At 48.8% G+C, this 18,635-nt stretch carries 10 protein-coding genes; 5 read left to right on the plus strand and 5 right to left on the minus strand.

The features are described from left to right. Window positions 1–20: 20 nt before the first annotated feature. The 5 genes from ICL07_RS19260 to ICL07_RS19280 form a co-directional block, all read right to left on the minus strand. Window positions 21–3,275, minus strand: a complete 3,255-nt coding sequence (locus ICL07_RS19260; protein WP_188089646.1) for a SusC/RagA family TonB-linked outer membrane protein — start codon at window positions 3,273–3,275, stop codon at window positions 21–23. Window positions 3,276–3,830: 555 nt separating this feature from the next. After that, window positions 3,831–4,553, minus strand: a complete 723-nt coding sequence (locus ICL07_RS19265; RefSeq protein WP_188089647.1) for a hypothetical protein — start codon at window positions 4,551–4,553, stop codon at window positions 3,831–3,833. Between the two features lie 31 nt (window positions 4,554–4,584). Continuing rightward, the gene (locus ICL07_RS19270) at window positions 4,585–6,156 is read right to left on the minus strand and encodes a SusD/RagB family nutrient-binding outer membrane lipoprotein (protein WP_188089648.1); all 1,572 of its coding nucleotides are present in this window, start codon (window positions 6,154–6,156) and stop codon (window positions 4,585–4,587) included. Between the two features lie 12 nt (window positions 6,157–6,168). Next, complete coding sequence (locus ICL07_RS19275) at window positions 6,169–9,279, minus strand: SusC/RagA family TonB-linked outer membrane protein (RefSeq protein WP_223151996.1); 3,111 nt, start codon at window positions 9,277–9,279, stop codon at window positions 6,169–6,171. Between the two features lie 161 nt (window positions 9,280–9,440). Further along, window positions 9,441–10,466, minus strand: coding sequence for a LacI family DNA-binding transcriptional regulator (locus tag ICL07_RS19280; protein ID WP_188089649.1), 1,026 nt, complete (start codon window positions 10,464–10,466; stop codon window positions 9,441–9,443). A 261-nt stretch (window positions 10,467–10,727) separates the two neighbouring features. Here ICL07_RS19280 and ICL07_RS19285 point away from each other — a divergent pair, with 261 nt between their 5' ends. From ICL07_RS19285 to ICL07_RS19305, 5 genes are all read left to right on the plus strand, one after another. Continuing rightward, entirely contained in the window at window positions 10,728–11,603 is an 876-nt protein-coding gene (locus tag ICL07_RS19285; protein WP_168872001.1) for an AraC family transcriptional regulator, read from the plus strand. A gap of 161 nt (window positions 11,604–11,764) precedes the next feature. After that, window positions 11,765–12,355 carry an RNA polymerase sigma factor gene (locus ICL07_RS19290; protein ID WP_188089650.1) on the plus strand — a complete coding sequence of 197 codons (591 nt, stop codon included), beginning with the start codon at window positions 11,765–11,767 and terminating at the stop codon, window positions 12,353–12,355. Between the two features lie 80 nt (window positions 12,356–12,435). Next, window positions 12,436–13,455, plus strand: coding sequence for a FecR domain-containing protein (locus ICL07_RS19295; RefSeq protein WP_188089651.1), 1,020 nt, complete (start codon window positions 12,436–12,438; stop codon window positions 13,453–13,455). 26 nt (window positions 13,456–13,481) lie between these two features. Further along, on the plus strand, window positions 13,482–16,946 hold the full coding sequence (locus ICL07_RS19300) for a SusC/RagA family TonB-linked outer membrane protein (protein WP_188089652.1): 3,465 nt from the start codon (window positions 13,482–13,484) through the stop codon (window positions 16,944–16,946). A gap of 11 nt (window positions 16,947–16,957) precedes the next feature. Beyond that, on the plus strand, window positions 16,958–18,532 hold the full coding sequence (locus ICL07_RS19305; RefSeq protein ID WP_188089653.1) for a SusD/RagB family nutrient-binding outer membrane lipoprotein: 1,575 nt from the start codon (window positions 16,958–16,960) through the stop codon (window positions 18,530–18,532). Window positions 18,533–18,635: the final 103 nt, after the last annotated feature.

Consider the following 18,635-nt stretch of genomic DNA (forward strand, 5'->3'; position numbering starts at 1 on the left):
TATCAGTTGTTACACGGTTATTAGAATCCTACCTGTACGGTTACGCCCATGTTGCGCACAAATGGTACAGCGCCATACTCGGAGAAGGCAGATGTTTTATTGTTACGCACCGCTTCCGGGTTGATATGATCCGGCAGGTTGTTGAACAGGTAACCCAGGTTACGGCCTACGAGGGATACACGCAGGCTGTTCAGTCTCCAGCGTTGAACCATTTCAGTTGGCAGTGAGTAGCCGAGGGATACTTCACGCAGCGCTACATAAGAAGCGTCGAATACAGAAGCTTCGCGGATACCGATACCCCAGTCGCCTACCATGCCATAGTACTGGTATGGTGTGAGCGGCGTTACATACCCTTTTTCATAAGCCTGTTGGTAGGTCATACCGTCGAGTACTACGTCCTGACCGTCTTTACCTTTGATTTTAGTACCCTGCTGGAACACCGCGTCCGGAATCATACCATCGTTGCGGGTTACACCGGCAGCGTTGGTCCAGGTGATACCACCGTGTTCAGTATCGCGGCCGTACATGGTGTTGGCAGTGGTACCACGACCGGTACCATATTGGTGGGAAGCAGAGAAGAAGTCACCGCCGATACGGGCCTGGATCAGGACACCCAGGCTCCAGTTTTTGTAGGTGAAGTTGTTCTGCAGACCCAGGTTGAAGTCGGGCATGATGTTACCTACAACCGCTCTTCCGCGTACGAATTTGTAAGGAAAATCGCTGCCACCCAGGGTGATCAGGGGTTTACCGTTGGCGTCGCGGGTATAACCGTAGTCAGTGATCAGGTTACCGTAGCTACCGCCTACAGAAGCGATGGCTTTCACGCCCTGGTCTTCGTTCAGCTCCAGCTGGTCAACACCAGGTGTGAGGCTAACGATTTTGTTTTTATTGCGGCTACCGTTGAGGGTTACGTCCCAGGTAAAGTTTTTGTTCTGGATAGGCGTACCGTTGATGGACAGCTCAATACCCCTGTTGATCATGCTGCCGGCATTGATATAACGGGAAGTAACACCGGATTCAATGGGCGTCGGCAGGTTAATGATCTGGTTGGTGATATTGGTGCGGTACCAGGCAAAGTCAAAGCCCAGACGGTTGTTGAAGAAACGAACATTGGCACCCAGCTCCCAGCTTTTAGAGATAGAAGGTTTCAGGTTCATGTTCGGCAGGATGTCTGAGTTGTAGATGTTTACCAGCGGCAGGCTTTTACCCGTAGAAGCACCCTGGAACAGGCCGGTAGTGTAGTAGCCGGTATTGATCTGATAAGGATCGAGGTCACCGCCCACCATCGCATAAGAAGCGCGCAGTTTACCATAGCTGATCCAGGAAGGCATTTCCTCTTTCAGTGTTTGGGTGAATTCCCACGCAGCACTTACAGACGGATAGAAGTAAGAGTTGGTGGTATTTCCTTTGCTGCCTGCAGGGTAGGTCAGCGCGGAAGACCAGTCGTTACGGCCGGTTACATCCAGGAACAGTTCATTATTATAAGCCAGGCTGGCTGCGAAGAATACGGAGTTGATACGTTTGCGGAGCAGCGGATCATTTTTTACGACAGGCGCATTGACACTGTTGGTGATATCATACAGGAACGGAATACGCAGACCACCATCGGAGTAGTTATTGTATTGTTTACCGATACCGCTGTTCCATGTTTCACCACCCAGGTTCAGGCTACCGTCGAATTTTTTACCCAGTTTCGGTGTGATGATCGCCATACCGGTGAAGGTGTACTGGGATTTATTAACGCCCGCGATAGAGTAGAACCCATCAGATCCTTTGAAGAAATCGCCGGTACCCACTTCTTTGCGTTCATCAGTAGATTGTTCAGAGCTGAAGTTGGCTTTACCAACGAATTTCAGCCAGTCGTTAGCTACTGCGGTGAGGGAGAAGTTACCGGTGATGAGGGATTCCTTGCGGGTCCAGCTGTTGTATGCCTGCTGGTAGAAGAAATCCGCGCCGGGATTGGTATTCAGGTTAGCACGGCCACCATTGGGTCCGAGATAGTTTTCCGGTTTGCTCCAGATAGAAGGATCGTAGTTACGCGGGAACACATATACCCATTTACGGCCGATGTTATAGTTGGTGTAGTCGCCACCCTGGCGGTCGGGGTTCAGTGTTTTGGAAGTAGCGTAGGTAACACCCGCATCGGCGCTCAGTACTTTAGATATCTGGGAAGAGCCACGGAACGCGAAAGTGTTTCTGCCAAAGCTGTTGTTGGGAGAAACGCTGTTATTGTCCAGGTGGGAGTAAGACAGGCGGAAAGTTCCTTTGTCGTTACCACCTTCCATGGCTACGTTAGTATTGAAGTATTTGCCGGTCTGGTAAAGATCTTTAGCATTGTTGGGTTTGGGAGTATACGGTACCATCATGCCGTTGGCCAGTTGTACCATTCTACCATCCATTGGGGCGCCGAAGCTGTTACCGCCTTTGGTGTTGTCGTAAGTACCGTTGGTACCCTGGCCGTAGCTGTTTTGCAGGTCGATAGCGCCGCGGTATACTTTTTCCATTTGTGCAGTCTGGCTAACGGTAACGCCTATTCCTTTTCTTGCATTACCCTTTTTGGTGGTAATGAGGATAGCACCGTTGATCGCGCGGGAGCCATAGAGTGCGGTAGCAGCAGCACCTTTCAGCACGGTTACAGACTCATAGTCGTCCGGGTTGAGGTTTTTCAGTACGTTACCGAAGTTAACGTCAGCAGCACTTTCATCGTTTTCAAAGATAACACCGTCCACAATGAAGATAGGCTGGTCTTTACCGTTCAGTGATTTAGCGCCACGCAGCACGATACGGGGAGCAGCGGCAGGACCACCGGCAGCGGCGGAGATATCGAGGCCGGCTACTTTACCCTGCAGGGCAGATACCGGGTTGATGGAATTGGTTTTAGCCACATCCGCACCTTTCAATTCTGTAACCGCATAGCCGAGTTTACGTTGTTCACGTTTCATACCCATAGCGGTCACCACTACTTCATTCAGGTTTTTATTGTCTTCTTTCAGTACGATCGTCAGGGAGGTTTGACCGTTTACCGGCACTTCCTGGTTGATAAAACCGATGTAGGACAATACCAGTGTAGCATTGGGAGCTACCTGTACTTTAAAGCCGCCATCAGCACCAGACATGGCACCGTTGGCAGTTCCCTTTTCCTTTACCGTAACACCCGGTAAAGGGGTTCCTTTTTCATCTTTTACGGTTCCCGTAACAGCTTTTTTATCCTGCGCCCATACAGCGAAGCTACAGCACAAAAAGAGCAACGTGGTGAGAAGAAATGATCTTCGCATGGCTTCCTTTTGGTTTAAATTATAACAAGTGTTCAGTCACATGGTATTACATCGATACACGGGAATGCCTTTACCGGCAAATGTTTGCAGCGCGCAGCAAAGAAGGCAGGCAAAACATAGTTTCCGTTTCCGTATTTAAATGGACCTACTCCATTTGGCAATTTCATTGTTCACTGCTCTCGTTTCGCTACAGTAGTAAAACGTTTTAGCAACCTGTTCTAAAAAAAACTTGTCAATATTCCGTCGCTCCATTTTCAATTCACAGACAAGTATTCGCTATAGCAATTACAGTTTCAAACTTAGGGATAATTATGAGAAGTGCAAAAAAGATTTAACAATTTTTTGATGTTTCGTTAACAAGCGGTTAATTCCATTAAAATAATATAGCTCATCAGGAAAATACTATCAGTTTGCATTCCTGTTGGATAAAAACGACTTCAATAGTGGGAAATGTTTGATAACCAAAAGCCCGTCCAAACAAGCAGACGGGCCTTTTCATTTTGGGATTTTGGAATTTTGGAATTTGATGATTTATTTATTCATTGGGTTATTTATTCATTTATTTATTGCCTCAATCATCAGTCTGGCGGCGGTTTCATCGAAAGGTTCCCGGTAATCATTGAGAAACTTACGGGCCGCAGCCTGCGCGTCGGGGTCCTTCCCCAACGCCTCCAGCAAGGCCTTTTTACGGATAGAGACTTTCACCGGTACCTGGTCTTTTACCAGGTAATAGGTATATGCTTTTTTGTATTCATCATAATTTTTGCCGGTTTGCACCATGCCTTTGTCTACAAAATCGGCCTGCTGAAAAGTTACTTTCACGTCTTTCACCAGCCTGTATTTACCCGCTGCCAGCTGCTCCACGAATTTATGCACCCCATCGAGCTGCATGGCCACAAACGCGTTTTCTTCATTTCCTTTCTTAAAATGGAACGCCTGCACATCATTCACCTCCGGCGCATAGGCTTTCCCGTCGCCACCTTTCACAATCAGCATATTTTTTTCCAGGTCAATATTGGCGTCGTATACCACAGAACGGGCTACCCGTTTGTTGTCCATAGAATCAATCCATAAACGGCCCCAATCGGTATATAAATAAGGAGTGCCAACGGTATTTTCCTTCGGATGAAAAGAATATACGGAACCGAACTTTACCCCCATATTACTGGATACGGCATTGCGGAAACTAATGCCTTGTGAAAGTCCCGACGAATCCTGCGCCTGAACGACCAGGCAGGCTAATACAAAAATGGTTGAAAACAAACTGATTTTTTTCATGGCGTTTTTATTATGGTGTTGGTTAATACGGTCAGGGTTTGTCCCACCACACGGGTGTCATAAAAATATCAGGTCCCTGTGCTGCGTTGGCTGCTTCCACATTTGCCCTGTTGACATCGTAATCATTCCTGGGATACCGCAACCGCCGGGGTATCTGCCCGTTGGTTTCATTGTTTTTATAGTTCACCGGCGTAAGTACCGGGAAACCACTGCGGCGCCAATTGGCATACGCCTCGTATTCATTCAGGAAAGTGGTAATATAATACTGGGTGTTGATAGCCTCCAATTGAGCGCTCAAAGCTCCGGCCAGCGCAGCTGCCTGTGCATTGGCATAGGTGGTAGCGGCGCCATCGTCGTACACAATAGATGAGGAATACAGCGACCATTGCCAGATACCGGACTTCACCCCGGCGGTAAAAAACGGTACCGGACTGCCGGTAATCCAGCCCCGGGCGGCCGCTTCGGCCAGCATGAGCTGTACTTCTGAATAGGTGATAAAAATATTGGGGGAGTTGGGTTGTACAATCACTTGTTTAGGCTGCGAATAATGCGCCAGGTTGGCATCACCGGTGGAACCAATGCCAAATACCGGATCGGAACTGTTATCAAAACCATTGGGCAGCCCTTTCTGCAAGGCAGGGTTATCCGATCCGCCAGGGGTGGAATCCGGCTTAGGCAATTCGGAGATCATCTGTAACCGCGGATCAGCCCTGGATTGCAGCAGGTTGACAAAAAACTTCGACAGCTTAATGCTAAGGTTATCTTTCCCCGTTTCTGCCCTGCTGCCCGGATATACCCCTATCACATGGCTATTGGGATTATCATAATCGCCGGCGGCATGCTGGATGTAAAAAGCATCGGTATTGGCCGTGAACACCCCACCAGCCAGGGCTTGCTGTACCCAGGCTTTCCCTTTTGAAGGGTCCGCCTTTTTTGACAAACGTAAACCTACCCGCAGCAACAACGAATAAGCCAGTTTTTTCCACTGTGCAGGAGAGCCGCCATAGCCGGAGATATCAGCACTGCCTGGCGTGGGCTTGGCAGGGTCCAGCTGCGCCGCCGCGGCCTGCAACTCTGCGGCAAAACCAGCGTAGATCGCCTCCTGCGGATCATACGCAGGGGTGAAATTCTGATCAATAAATCCTTTACCGGCTGCAACATAGGGCACATTGCCATACAGGTCGGTCAACCGCTGCAACATGATCACCCTGGCAATTCTGGCCATAGCGGTGTAGTTGTCCTGGTTGGCATCGTTCTTCGTTTGTTCTATCAGCGTGGTCAGTATCTTCACGCCATTCGGATAAAACGAGTTAAACGCCGAGCCGCTGTAACCGTCGTTATAGAGATATTTATCGCCTACATAAGTCAGACTGGTAGAAGCAAGATGCTGTACCATCGGACCGCAGTAAATAAGATTGGCCCGCCATGCTTCAAACTCGCCGCCGGAGACATACAACAGCCCCCGGGTGAGCAATATACCCGGCGACACGTTCGGCGCGGCAGTAGGGTCTGTATTGATCTGTTCAAAATTTTTGGTGCAGGACGTCAGCGACAGCCATAACAGCAGTACGATGGTCCCATATGTATATATTGACTTAACCATGATCGAAGCGATTTAGAATTTTACATTCAGGTTTAAACCGTAACTCCTGGACTGTGGATAACCCAGCAGTTCAGCGCCCTGGCCGGCACCGTTGCTATAGGTGGATTCAGGGTCCACATTGGGTATATCTTTATAAATGATCCAGAGGTTCCTGGCCACAAACGACAGCGAAGCGCCGGTAAACGGTGATTTACCTAGGATACCGGCAGGCAGGTTGTAAGTCAGTATCACCTGGCGCAGCTTTATAAAAGCGCCGCTGTATATAAATGGCTCAGCGATGTTAAATGCAATATTCTGAAAGTAATCCTGCGCATCTACGGTCTTATTCACGTACTTGGTAGGATCGTTGGGGTCCTGCGCTTTAATGGTGATACCACCGTTACGGCCTTGCAGCGTAGCTTTCTGCAAACCGTAATAATAGGCGTAGTCGTTGGTACCGGAATATATTTTGTTACCCCAGCGGGAATCAATGAGTACACCCAGCGAGAAGGCTTTATAGGTGAAGGTGTTGGTCAGGCCCAGCGTATAAGGCGCCACGCCGGTTCCAAAGATGGTAAGCGGCCCTTGCAGCGGTTTGCCTGCGGAATTAAACAGGATGTTGCCCTGATCATCGCGCTGGAAGCTGTAGCCCTGTATCACACCAAACGGATAGGTAGGCACCTGTTGAATGGTGACGTTAAACGTACGTACATCCGCTACTTTCAGCGCATTCAGTTTCCCATCCAGCTGAATCACTTCACTTTTATTGTAGGCGAAGTTGGGCGTGATGTCCCAGGTAAAGTTCTTACTCCGTACAGGCGTTCCTGTTACCATCAGTTCCACACCTTTATTGCTCACTTTACCCACATTGATAAAGGCAGTATTATACCCGGAAGCATTGGAGATGGTAGTTTGTACGATATCGTCCTTTGTTTTGCGGGTGTACCAGGAGAAGTCTACCGACAGGCGGTTATCAAAGAAACGTGCTTCAAAGCCGGCTTCATAGCTGGTATTGACATAAGGCCGCAGATGGGCATTGGGAACAGCGTAACTGCCATCCTGTGCCTTTTTTACGTCGGCCACCGGCAGACTGGTAGTGCCCAGCACCAGTGGGTTTTGCACCTGGTAGGCCAAGCGGAGCCTGTACGGATCGGTATCGCCACCCACCTGCGCCCAGGATGTACGCAGCTTTGCGTAGTTGATCCATTTGGGCATAGTTAGTGCATCGGAGAGCACAAAACTGAGGCCGGCAGAGGGATAGAAGATACTGTTACTGTTGAGCGGCAGCGTGGAGAACCAGTCATTACGCCCGGTGAGGGTCAGGTACAGGTAACTTTTATACGATAATTCCGCCGAACCGTATACCGAGTTGATTTTCTTTTCGAAGATATCGTTGGTAACGGTTTTTGTCTGCAGATTGCTTTGATCGTAGAAGTAAGGAATATTGAAGGTATTACCGTTGAGGAACAGTTTATCATTTTTGTTACGCATTACGTTAGCGCCGATAAAGCCGGACACCCGCCATTTTTCTGCAAAACCTTTTTCTACGCCCACCATCACATCGGCATTGAGTTCATAAAAATGCTGACGGGTTTGATCGTTGATTTGTCCGCCGGGAATATAGGCGGTACCGTTAGGTGTCACCCCTTTGTTATCGCGGTAAAACATATCCGCGCCGATGCGGCCTTTCACGTAGAGCCAGTCGAGGATATCGTAGCGGAGTTCGGCAGCGTTGATAAAACGGTCTTTTTTATCTGCCTGTTCAAAGTCGTATACTGAGAACCAGGGGTTGGTAGTATATACATTGTCCTGCCAGCGGAACTCGTTGCCGTTGGCATCGAGTTTACTATCCTTCAGTGTTTGCACCGCCAGGGAAGTAGGCAGCAGGTAGAGGGCGAAGTTGGCGTTACCGGGTGAGTCGGATACGCGGGGCCTGTTGGTAGTACGTTCGCGGATATATTTGGCGTACACGTTGAGGTGCAGTTTTTTACCGAGCCAGGCGGACACATTGAGCGAGAGGTTATCGCGGCGCATACCGGAGTTGGGAAGCGTAGCCTCATTTTTCATGTCCGTAGCGCCGAAACGCCAGGTTACCTTGTCGTTGCCGCCGCTGGCAGCCACGGAGTTGGTGAAGGTGTAACCGCTGCGGTAGAATTTTTTGAAATTATTTTTCACCGCACTGTACGGGCGACTGATGCCATCATACTGGATCACAGACGAGCCGTCGAGCGGAGCGCCCCAGCTGAAAAGACCGGCAGCGCGGGCTTCTGCCGCCGTCTGCGGTTTCAGGCCATTGAGGCCCATCCCGTAGTCGTATTGCCAATCGAGGTTTTCCACAACAGGCCGGTCGAGTACAATATTGCTGCTGAACTCCACCCCTACCCCTTTGCGACTGGCGCCGCCTTTGGTAGTGATGAGGATGACGCCGTTGGAAGCGCGGGAGCCGTATAACGCTGCCGCCGTGCCGCCTTTGAGTACAGAAATGGTGGCAATATCATCCGGGTTGATACTGGAAATACCATCGCCTGCGTCCATACCGCCGTATTCACCGGCAGCGCCGAGGTTATCATTATTGATAGGAATCCCATCTACTACGATAAGGGGTTGGTTGTTCCTGTTTTTATCGATGGAAGTATTACCGCGGAGGATAATACGGCTGGATCCGGCCGGACCGGTAGCGGTGGAGGTAACGTTCAGGCCGGCCACTTTACCGGAGAGCGCATTAGCGATATTGGTAGTGCGTGCCTGGGTGAGCTCCTCTCCTTTTACTTCAGACACCGAGTATCCCAGCGCCTTCTTTTCCTTTTTGATACCAAGTGCCGTGACCACTACTTCACCCAGGCTTTTTTCATCGGGCACCAGGGAGATGTTGAGCTGGGCCTGGTTACCCACAGGTACTTCCTGTGTGACGTAGCCCAGGAAGCGGAAAACGAGTGTACTGCCGGGTGGCAGAGACAATGAAAAATTTCCGTCGCCATTGGTAACGGTGCCTTTGGAGGTACCTTTTACCAGGATGTTGACGCCCGAAAGCGGTTGACCGGTATTGTCGGTTACCTTACCGGTAATAGCCTGTTGTGCCCATACTACAGGGGTAACTAATAACAACAATACGAATAGCAGTACCTGCGTAAAGATTCTGATCATATGTCATGCGGATAAAAGTGAAAGATGGTGTTTTGGTTGAATAGGGCTTTCAGACCTGGTTGAGGCGCAGGGCAGAAAACTATTTTACATAACAACAATGTAGCACTTTTTGTTTCCCTGATCACCGCAGTGAACAGGAACATATGATCAGGCGTGGGATATTATTTTTTGCCGGGATCAGAAGAAGCTCTTATGATCACCGAAGGTTCCAGCACGATTTGCCGGGGAGCAGCGGAGGGATGATTCAGTTCCTGCATCAGCAGTTCCACGATATTTCTACCGATTTCCGGAATAGGCTGTGCTACGCAGGTGATGGACGGGCTGTGCAGGCGGAAGAGGTCATGGTCATCGAAGCTGGCCACACCGATCTGTGCACCTATTTCCCAGCCGAGGGAGCGGATAGCTTCAATGCCGTAGATACCGAGGTAGTTGGTGGCAAAGAATACCGCATCGAGGCCTTTAATGCTTGTCAGGAATTTTTTGATTTCAGTTGTAAATGCTTCGCGTTCCAGTTCGAACGGTATTTTCTTTACCAGGCTTTTACTGAAAGGCAGTTGGTGATCTTTCAGCGCAGCAGTAAATCCTTCCAGACGGTCTTTCATTTGAATCTGGTCGGAGGTGATGGTAACGATCGCGATTTTTTTATAGCCCTGATTGGCCAGGTGGCTGGTAACGTTGTAAGCGCCCTGGTAGTTATCTACCACCACATAGTGAGAGCTGACATGCGGAAAATAGCGGTCCATCAGTACTACTGGTTTGGACGTTGCTTTCAGCTGTTCTATTTCCTTATCCAGGTTTTTGGTAGGGGTAACGATATAGGCATCCACCTGGCGGTATTTCAGTACCTCCAGGAGACCTTTTGCTTTTTCCGTATTGTCTTCCGTACTGCCATAGAGCACTTTGTACCCGTGTTTATCAGCTTCATCTTCCATGACTTTAGCGAGGCTGGCGAAGAAGTTATTGGCGATATCTTCCACGATCAGTCCGATCGTTTTGGTTTTTCCGGTACGGAGGCCTCGGGCCAGCTGATTTGGTTTGTACTTCAGCCGGGAAGCGATTTTCTGTATTTTTTTGCTTACCTGCTCGCTGATCCGTTTCTCTTTCGCTTTGCCGTTGAGTACAAACGAGACAGTGGTAGGAGATACTCCCGCTTGTTTTGCAATATCTTTTATAGAGATTCCTTTCATAGACAACAAATGCTATATCGATTTAGCCCAGCGTAATTTACAAAATGAAAGCTGAAATTTACATTCTTGTACTAATTATTCCAAAAAAGTTGCTAAATCTTCTGAATGAGATTAGCAGCCGGTCTATGACATTTAAGGGTCATTTTCGCAATAATGATATTTTTTTAACCAATTTTTAATAATTTGGCAACATTCATAGGACAATGGCAATACTAAATAGGGTATTGTTGGTTACCAGTAGTTTAAAAAATTAATACTTGAATGAAACCCATTCTTATTAAAGTTGGGGCTTTTGCCGATAATCAGATCACCATCATAGAGCGATGTGATCCGTATTTTAACACACCTTTTCACTTCCATCCGGAGTGTGAGCTGGTGTTTGTTACGGAGAGCCACGGGAAGAGGATTGTAGGGGACAGCATTGAGAGCTTTGAAGAGGGCGACATGGTATTTTTGGGGCCGCACATCCCCCATGTATGGTATAACGAAGAAGAATATTATAAGGGAGATGAAAATCTGAAGGCCCGTTCTGTAGTGATTTATTTCCCTAAAGATATTTTTGGGGAGAAATTTTACGGTCTGCCGGAAACGAAGGCGCTAAGCGAACTTTTTCATCGCGCGCAGCGCGGGATGAAAATCATAGGACCCACCTATGACAAGTTAAAGCCGGAAATATTGTCGCTCCCCAAAAAGGAGGGGCTGGACCGGATCATCTCTTTGCTGAACATTCTGAAAACGCTGTCGGAAACGCGCGATTGTTATTACCTGGCCAGCACGGGGTATTCGCATGCCTACAATGTAAAGGACAACCATAAAATAGACGAGGTATTTAAATATGTGATGAACAACTTCTCCAAGGAAATTTCCCTGCAGGATGTGGCCAGCATCACTAATCTTTCTCCACAGTCGTTTTGCCGCTTCTTTAAAAACCGCACCAAAAAATCTTTTGTGCAGTTTCTCAACGAAGTACGGATTGGGCATGCCTGTAAGCGGCTGACCGAAGAAGACTGGTCTATTGCAGAAATCGCTTATTCCTGTGGGTTTAAGAATCTATCCAATTTTAACCGCTTTTTTAAAGAGATTGTAGGAAAAACGCCAAAGGAATACAAAAACGAACTCAGGTTAAAAGAAGCCTGATAATTTGGCTATTTAATTATTTAGCTATTTGATTATTGGGGTTGCTGCGATCCAACAGCACCCAATAAATAACCAAATAACAAAATAGCTAAATAACAAATTTTCTTCTTACTTTCATCGGCAGTAATTCAACCAAAACATCTAATTGCTACTGTAATTCAATGTTCAGCAGTTATTCAGATAACCAGTTAGTGTCGCTGCTCAAAAGCGATAACAGTGCCGCCTTCAATGCCATCTATGATCGCTACAGTAAAATGTTGTATCTCTTTATTTACAGCAAACTGGACGCGGGAGAGATCAGTAAAGACGTACTGCAGGATCTCTTTATTTCCCTGTGGGAAAAACGTCATACCCTTGTATTGAAAGAATCGCTGAAATCGTACCTATACCAGGCGGCCCGGCATAAGATCATCGATATTTACCGGAAAAACGCTACCTATCGCAAGTACCTGCAGCAGCTCATAGAACATTTTGATGCACAACCGCATTCCGTGGAAGATACGGTAGATTACAAAGCCAGGTCACAGGAGCTGTTTGAAGCGATCAACCATTTGCCGGAGAAAATGAAGGAGATCTTTATGTTAAGCCGGTTTGAAAATCTTTCCATCGAACAGATATCCACTCACCTGGGGCTTTCTCAGCAAACGGTGAAGAATCAGATCACCAAAGCCCTGAAGATATTACGAGCCAACTATGCCCAAACCGACATGATATTACTTGTTATATCATTGGTTTTCACGGCCAGCCGCTGATTTTCAGAAAAATATTGTTGTATTGCCATGGTACTAATTCCACGTTACCACGACTTACTATCATCCAAAAACGCTATCAGGTGGACACAGAACAGATAAAAATACTGCTGGAGCGATATCAACAGGGGAGCTGCTCACCGGAGGAAGCGAAAATCATAGAACAGTGGTTTGACCAGGTTAACAGCCACCAGTCTACTTTTGCCGACGAGCAGGTGCTCGAACGGGAGTTGGACGAGGTGAAAATGCGTATCCAGGGACAGCTGGCACCGGCGCCACCGGTGCGTCGCCTGCGGCCATGGCTTTTGTCATCCGCCGCTGCCGCCGCCGTTATTTTAACGGCAGGCCTGTTCTGGTTTAACAGCAACCGCCCTGCTACCGCACCCGCCGATACCCGGCTGGCCCATCATCCCGCCACCGGCAGCAGCCGCGTGGTGGCAGATGGTTTTGTAGAAATCACTACCGCCAAAGGACACCAGGAAAATATCCGGCTGGAAGACGGCAGCACCGTGGCCCTCAATGCCGGCAGTAAACTGCGCTACCCCGAACACTTCAGCGCTACCGAAAGAAGTGTATACCTCGATGAAGGCGAAGCCTTCTTTAACGCCGCCCCCGATGCCGGCCGCCGTTTTGTGGTTCGTACCGCCGAACTGGCTACTACCGTATTGGGTACCACCTTTAATATCCGCGCCTATAAGGCTGAAAATAAAGTGACTGTCGCCCTGCTCACCGGTAAAGTGAAAATAGACCCGTTACAAAACAATCACCCGGTCAGCTCCATCGTATTACTCCCGAGCGAACAAATCAGCTACGACCGGCAGCTGCTGAGCATGATCAAAACATCCTTTGCCAAACCGGAAGAAGTAACCGGATGGAAACAAGGTTATCTTGTGTTTAAAGACGCACCCTATAATGAACTGATGACCGGCATTGAAAACCGATATGGTGTCACCGTTATCAACGAAAGCAATAAAACCGCGTGGAATTATACCGGCAATTTCAGAAATGAAAGCCTGTCCGAAGTAATGGACATTATTTGTATGGCGAAATCCTTATCATATACCATTAAAAAAGACACCGTTTATCTTGTAAATAAAAATTAGACGCTATGAGGGTAAAGCTTTACCCCATGACATGGTTCATCCACATGGGGCTAATGCTGACATTGCTGCTGACCGGCAGCCTGAACACCCTGAGCAGTGCGTTTGCCCAAACACAGCAACCGCCATCCACAATAGTTGTCAGCATCCAGGCAAAAAATAAAAACCTGGAAGATGTGATGACCGAAATATCGGTCAAAACCGGGCTGAACTTCCACTACGACAAAACTGATCTTAACCTGAGAAAAAAGGTTACGCTCAACTGCACCAAAACACCCATAGAAGACGTTCTGGCGTTGTTATCAGCACAAACCGGATTGAAGTTTACCCGTATCAACAACAAAATTATTGTTGGAAGTGACACCGACACAGGAGGCACGCAAACAGTTGACTTGTTAAAGCACGTTTCACTGGAAAGAACAATTACCGGTACCGTACGCGATAATAAAGGCACGCCACTCCAGGGAGTAACCGTTCAAATCAGGAACAGCAATAAAGGAACACAAACAGACGCCGACGCCGGGTATAGCATTGCCGCCAGCCCCGGCGATGTGCTGTTATTCAGTTACGTAGGTTATCTGACACGCGAAGTCACCGTCAGCTCCAACAGCCAGATTGATATCACCCTCCGCGAAAACATCAAAGCACTGGGCGAACTCGTTGTTACCGCCCTGGGCATCCAGAAAAAATCAAGGGAACTGCCCTACTCCACCCAGCAACTGGATGGAGACGACGCCTCGCTGGTAAAAGATGTCAACTTCATGAACTGCATCTCCGGCAAAGCAGCCGGCGTTTCCATCACCCGCAACGCTTCCGGAATAGGCGGCACTGTCAGGGTCGTTTTACGCGGTAATAAATCCACCCGGGAAAACCAACCCCTGTACATCGTCGACGGCGTACCCTACGCCAACTACACCCCTTCCCAGCCACAGGACGTATGGGGCCAGGCCAACAACACCATCGGCGGCGGCGGCCGTGATGGCGGCGATGGTATCTCCAACATCAACCCCGACGATATTGAAAGCATCAGTATCCTGAAAGGCGCCTCCGCCGCTGCCCTGTACGGCAGCCAGGCGGCCAACGGCGTGATCCTCATCACCACCAAAAAAGGTAAACCCGGCAGAAGCCGCATCGATGTAGCCTCTGACTTCACCGTGGAAGCACCGTCGCTGTTACCGAAGCTGCAATACCGCTACGGACAAACAGAAGCCCCCGGCAGCGATTCGGTAGGCGCTCCCAAACCCGGTTCCCTCGGTAGCTGGGGCGCCGCTGTACAAGCGCCCGATCATGTCAAACATTTTTACAACACCGGCGCCACCTGGACCAACACCATCTCCTTCAGCGGCGGCACCGAAACGGCACAGACTTATTTCTCCTACTCCAATACCACCAACAAAGGCATTCTGCCGACGAATAAATTCAACCGGCATACCGTCAACTTCCGCGAAACCCTTAAACTGCTCAATGATAAACTGGTGATGGATGCCAACGCCTCTTTCCTGGCACAGTCGTCCGTCAACCGCTTATCGTCCGGATTGTACTACAGCCCTATCTCCGGACTGTACGTGTTCCCCCGCGGGCTGGATTTCTCCGGCTACAAAAATCAGTTTGAATATTACGATACCACCCGTAACCTGTATATGCAGGACTGGTGGAATATCCGCCATGATAAAAACTGGATAGGACAGGACGACCAGCAAAACCCCATGTGGGCGTTGCTCCGCAACCGCCGCCTGGATACCCGCTACCGGGGCATGGCATCGCTGGCGCTCAGTTATCAGTTCAACAGCTGGCTGTCCGTTAAAGGACGTACCAGCTTCGACAAATCGCTGGACCAGTACGAACTCCAGGCCTATGCCGGCACACAGCCCGTACTATCAGACTCCAACGGCCGTTATACCCTGGAAAAAGAATTTAATACCCAGCTATATGCCGACGTAATGGTGAACGCCAGCAGCAAAGTAAACCAGTGGCTGCACCTGGCCGGTAACGTAGGCGCCAGCATCACCGATATAAAGGCCCATGAAAGATCCTTTTATGGCGCTAACCCCAATGCCGATCCCGGTCTTATTTATCCCAATAAATTCTCTGTTTCCAATATTCCGGATAAATCGCTCGACGCCCAGCATAGCGTGGAACAAAAACAACTACAGGCCCTCTTTGGCAATGCCCAGTTAGGCATCAGGAACTTCCTGTTCCTTGATTTAACAGGGCGCAACGACTGGTCCAGTACCTTCGCGTTTACACCTACGCTGAACAAAGGATACTTCTATTATTCGGTGGGCCTGTCGGCCATATGGACCGACATGTTTAAACTACCCAAAGCCTTTAACCTGTTGCGAACGCGTATCTCCTACGCCAAAGTGGGGAACGACATTGCCAGCTATGCTTCCAATCCGGCGCCTTTTACTATGCGCACCATTGCCGGGGTGAGCCGGGTGGTGCTTAACCAGCGTACCCCTTATCCGGGTGTATACCTGGAACCGGAAGACAACCGCTCCTTTGAGGCAGGCGTAGAAGTACATCTTTTCAACAACCGGCTTAACGCGGACATTACCATCTACAAAAACAATAACTACAAACAATACATGGAAGTGCCCGCCCCTCCCGGTTCCGGCTTTATGACCTATTATCTCAATATGGGAAATATCCAGAACAAGGGGCTGGAAGCATCTATCACGGTAACGCCTGTACAAACGAAGGGTTTTAACTGGAATACCACCATCAACTTCTCCACCAATCGCAATAAGGTGTTGCAGTTGAGCAATAACAGTATTTCCGGGGCAGATACCAGTAATATGTTTACCCTCACCGATTTCGGCGTAAATATGTTCGGCTCCTTTATACAGGAAGGTGGTTCCTGGGGAGATATTTATTCCAACAAAGAGCTGAAGCGGAATGATAAAGGACAGGTTGTGGTAGATGAACACGGTAAACTGACCACCACCGGTATTTTCAAAAAAGTTGGTAATCCTAACCCTGATTTTATGTTGGGATGGAACAATAGTCTTTACTATCGTAACTTCACCGTCAACTTTTTAATAGACGGTCGTTTTGGAGGTAAGGTAATGAGTGTTACCCAGGCGGTGCTGGACTGGTATGGCGTGAGCGAGATAACCGCCAAAGCCCGCGACAACGGCGGCGTAGCCCTCAATGCCGCGTTGGCAGACGGCACTCCTTACACCGGTAAAATAGATGCCGCCAATTATTACACCACCATTGGTGGCCGTTCCGGCATTGGCGAGATGTATATGTATGATGCCACCAATATCCGGTTACGCGAGCTGAGCGTTAGTTACCTGGTACCATTAAAGTGGAAATGGTTGCGTAGTTTACGGGTAGGTGTTATAGGCAGAAATTTGTTTTTCTTTAAACTCAATGCGCCCTTTGACCCTGAAGTGTCTATGGGCTCCGGTAATGGGCTGCAGGGCGTGGATGTATTCGGATTACCGCCGCTGCGCAGTATGGGCCTGAACCTGAAACTAGGATTTTAAAATGAGACGTCATGCGTAAAGGGATTCATCTCCAGTTGTTGCTTGTCACCGTCCTCATCCTGGGCGCGTGCACCGGAAAGTTCACCGACATCAACAAAAATCCGTTTGACTTTACGGAAAGTGATCTGAAAGGCGATTTCCAGCTGATGGGAGCTCCGCTCTCACAGGCACAACTGTACCTGTTACGCTACAACGATCCGCCCACCGCGCAATTACAACAAAACCTCAATGCAGACATTTTCTCCGGATATATGATGTCGCCCACGCCGTTTGAAGGCAATATCAACAATACCAATTACGGATTGCTGTATTACTGGAACAACCATCCCTGGAATGAAGCCTATCACTGGGTGATGAAAGCCTGTGTATTTGCCCAGGAGAAAGCCGGCGACAAATATCCTGATTTCTATGCCTGGGCGCTGATCATGAAAGTGGAGGCCATGCACCGGATCAGCGATATTTTTGGGCCCATTATTTACAACCGTTACGGGAAGATGAATCCTGACAATAGTTTTGATTATGATTCCCAGCGGGACGCCTATTATTCCTTCTTCCGGGATTTGGACACCGCCATCAACCTGTTGACCGATTACGTAAACCGGGGTAACCCGCAACGTTTCCAGGCCTTCGACCTGGTATATAAAGGTGATTATGTCAAATGGATAAAATTCGCCAATACCTTACGGTTGCGGTTAGCCATCCGGGTGAACGGCGTAGAGAAAGACAAGGCCAGGAAAGAAGGCGAAGCCGCGTTGAAACATCCGCTGGGGTTGCTACAGGAAGCCAGGGATAATTTTGCGGTAGACATCTCTCCCGTTACCCATCCGCTGAATATTATGTGTTATACCTGGGCGGATTTGCGAATGAGCGCCCCGATGGAATCGATACTTTCCGGATATAAAGACCCGCGCCTGCCAAAGTATTTTGTGCATACCGATGAAGGGCCGGAGATATACCGGGGTATCCGTAATGGTATCCCTATTTCCCTGAAAGAGCAATATTCCGGTTATTCCAAGCTGGTGAGACTGGAGAACAAGATCCAGTTTATGGCCGCGGCAGAAGCGTGGTTTCTCAAAGCAGAAGCCTCCCTGAATGGCTGGGATGGCGCCGGCAGCGCTGCCTACAATTACGAAAAAGGCATCAGCACTTCTTTTGACCAATACGGCGTTTCTAACGTTGCCGGCTATATGAAAGACGACACCAGTAAAGCCAGGCCCTATATTGATCCCAACAACCGCAGCAACAATGTAGAAGCCGGCAACCCACATCTCAGCAAAATTACCATTCACTGGGAAGAGCAGGCAACGCCGGAAGAGAAGCTGGAACGTATTATTACACAGAAATGGATTGCCATGTTTCCCGAAGGGCAGGAAGCCTGGACAGAATTCCGGCGGACAGGTTATCCCAAACTTTTCCCCGTTGTGATCAACAACAGCTACAATACCATCAACACGGAAAAATTTATCCGCCGCTTACCTATGCCACAGATAGAACAGGTCACCAATCCCAAAGCACTGGCCCGTGCTATCGCCACGCTGAAAGGAAAAGACAATGGCGGTACTCCGTTATGGTGGGATACCAAATAATCGTTTTGTTATTTGGTTATTTTTTTATTTAGAATTTTTTTTTAGCCTGCCGTAGTACCATTTACGTCAACACACGACTTCCTTCCTGTAGCGCGTAGATAGC

The sequence above is a fragment of the Chitinophaga qingshengii genome (assembly GCF_014529935.1).
GTDB lineage: Bacteria > Bacteroidota > Bacteroidia > Chitinophagales > Chitinophagaceae > Chitinophaga > Chitinophaga qingshengii.

What these genes read in the sequence shown, in the direction of transcription:
- ICL07_RS19280 (WP_188089649.1), bottom strand. Translation starts at nt 10,466, where the DNA reads ATGAAAGGAATCTCTATAAAAGATATTGCAAAACAAGCGGGAGTATCT.
- ICL07_RS19290 (WP_188089650.1), top strand. Translation starts at nt 11,765, where the DNA reads ATGTTCAGCAGTTATTCAGATAACCAGTTAGTGTCGCTGCTCAAAAGC.
- ICL07_RS19265 (WP_188089647.1), bottom strand. Translation starts at nt 4,553, where the DNA reads ATGAAAAAAATCAGTTTGTTTTCAACCATTTTTGTATTAGCCTGCCTG.
- ICL07_RS19260 (WP_188089646.1), bottom strand. Translation starts at nt 3,275, where the DNA reads ATGCGAAGATCATTTCTTCTCACCACGTTGCTCTTTTTGTGCTGTAGC.
- ICL07_RS19270 (WP_188089648.1), bottom strand. Translation starts at nt 6,156, where the DNA reads ATGGTTAAGTCAATATATACATATGGGACCATCGTACTGCTGTTATGG.
- ICL07_RS19285 (WP_168872001.1), top strand. Translation starts at nt 10,728, where the DNA reads ATGAAACCCATTCTTATTAAAGTTGGGGCTTTTGCCGATAATCAGATC.
- ICL07_RS19300 (WP_188089652.1), top strand. Translation starts at nt 13,482, where the DNA reads ATGACATGGTTCATCCACATGGGGCTAATGCTGACATTGCTGCTGACC.
- ICL07_RS19305 (WP_188089653.1), top strand. Translation starts at nt 16,958, where the DNA reads ATGCGTAAAGGGATTCATCTCCAGTTGTTGCTTGTCACCGTCCTCATC.
- ICL07_RS19275 (WP_223151996.1), bottom strand. Translation starts at nt 9,279, where the DNA reads ATGATCAGAATCTTTACGCAGGTACTGCTATTCGTATTGTTGTTATTA.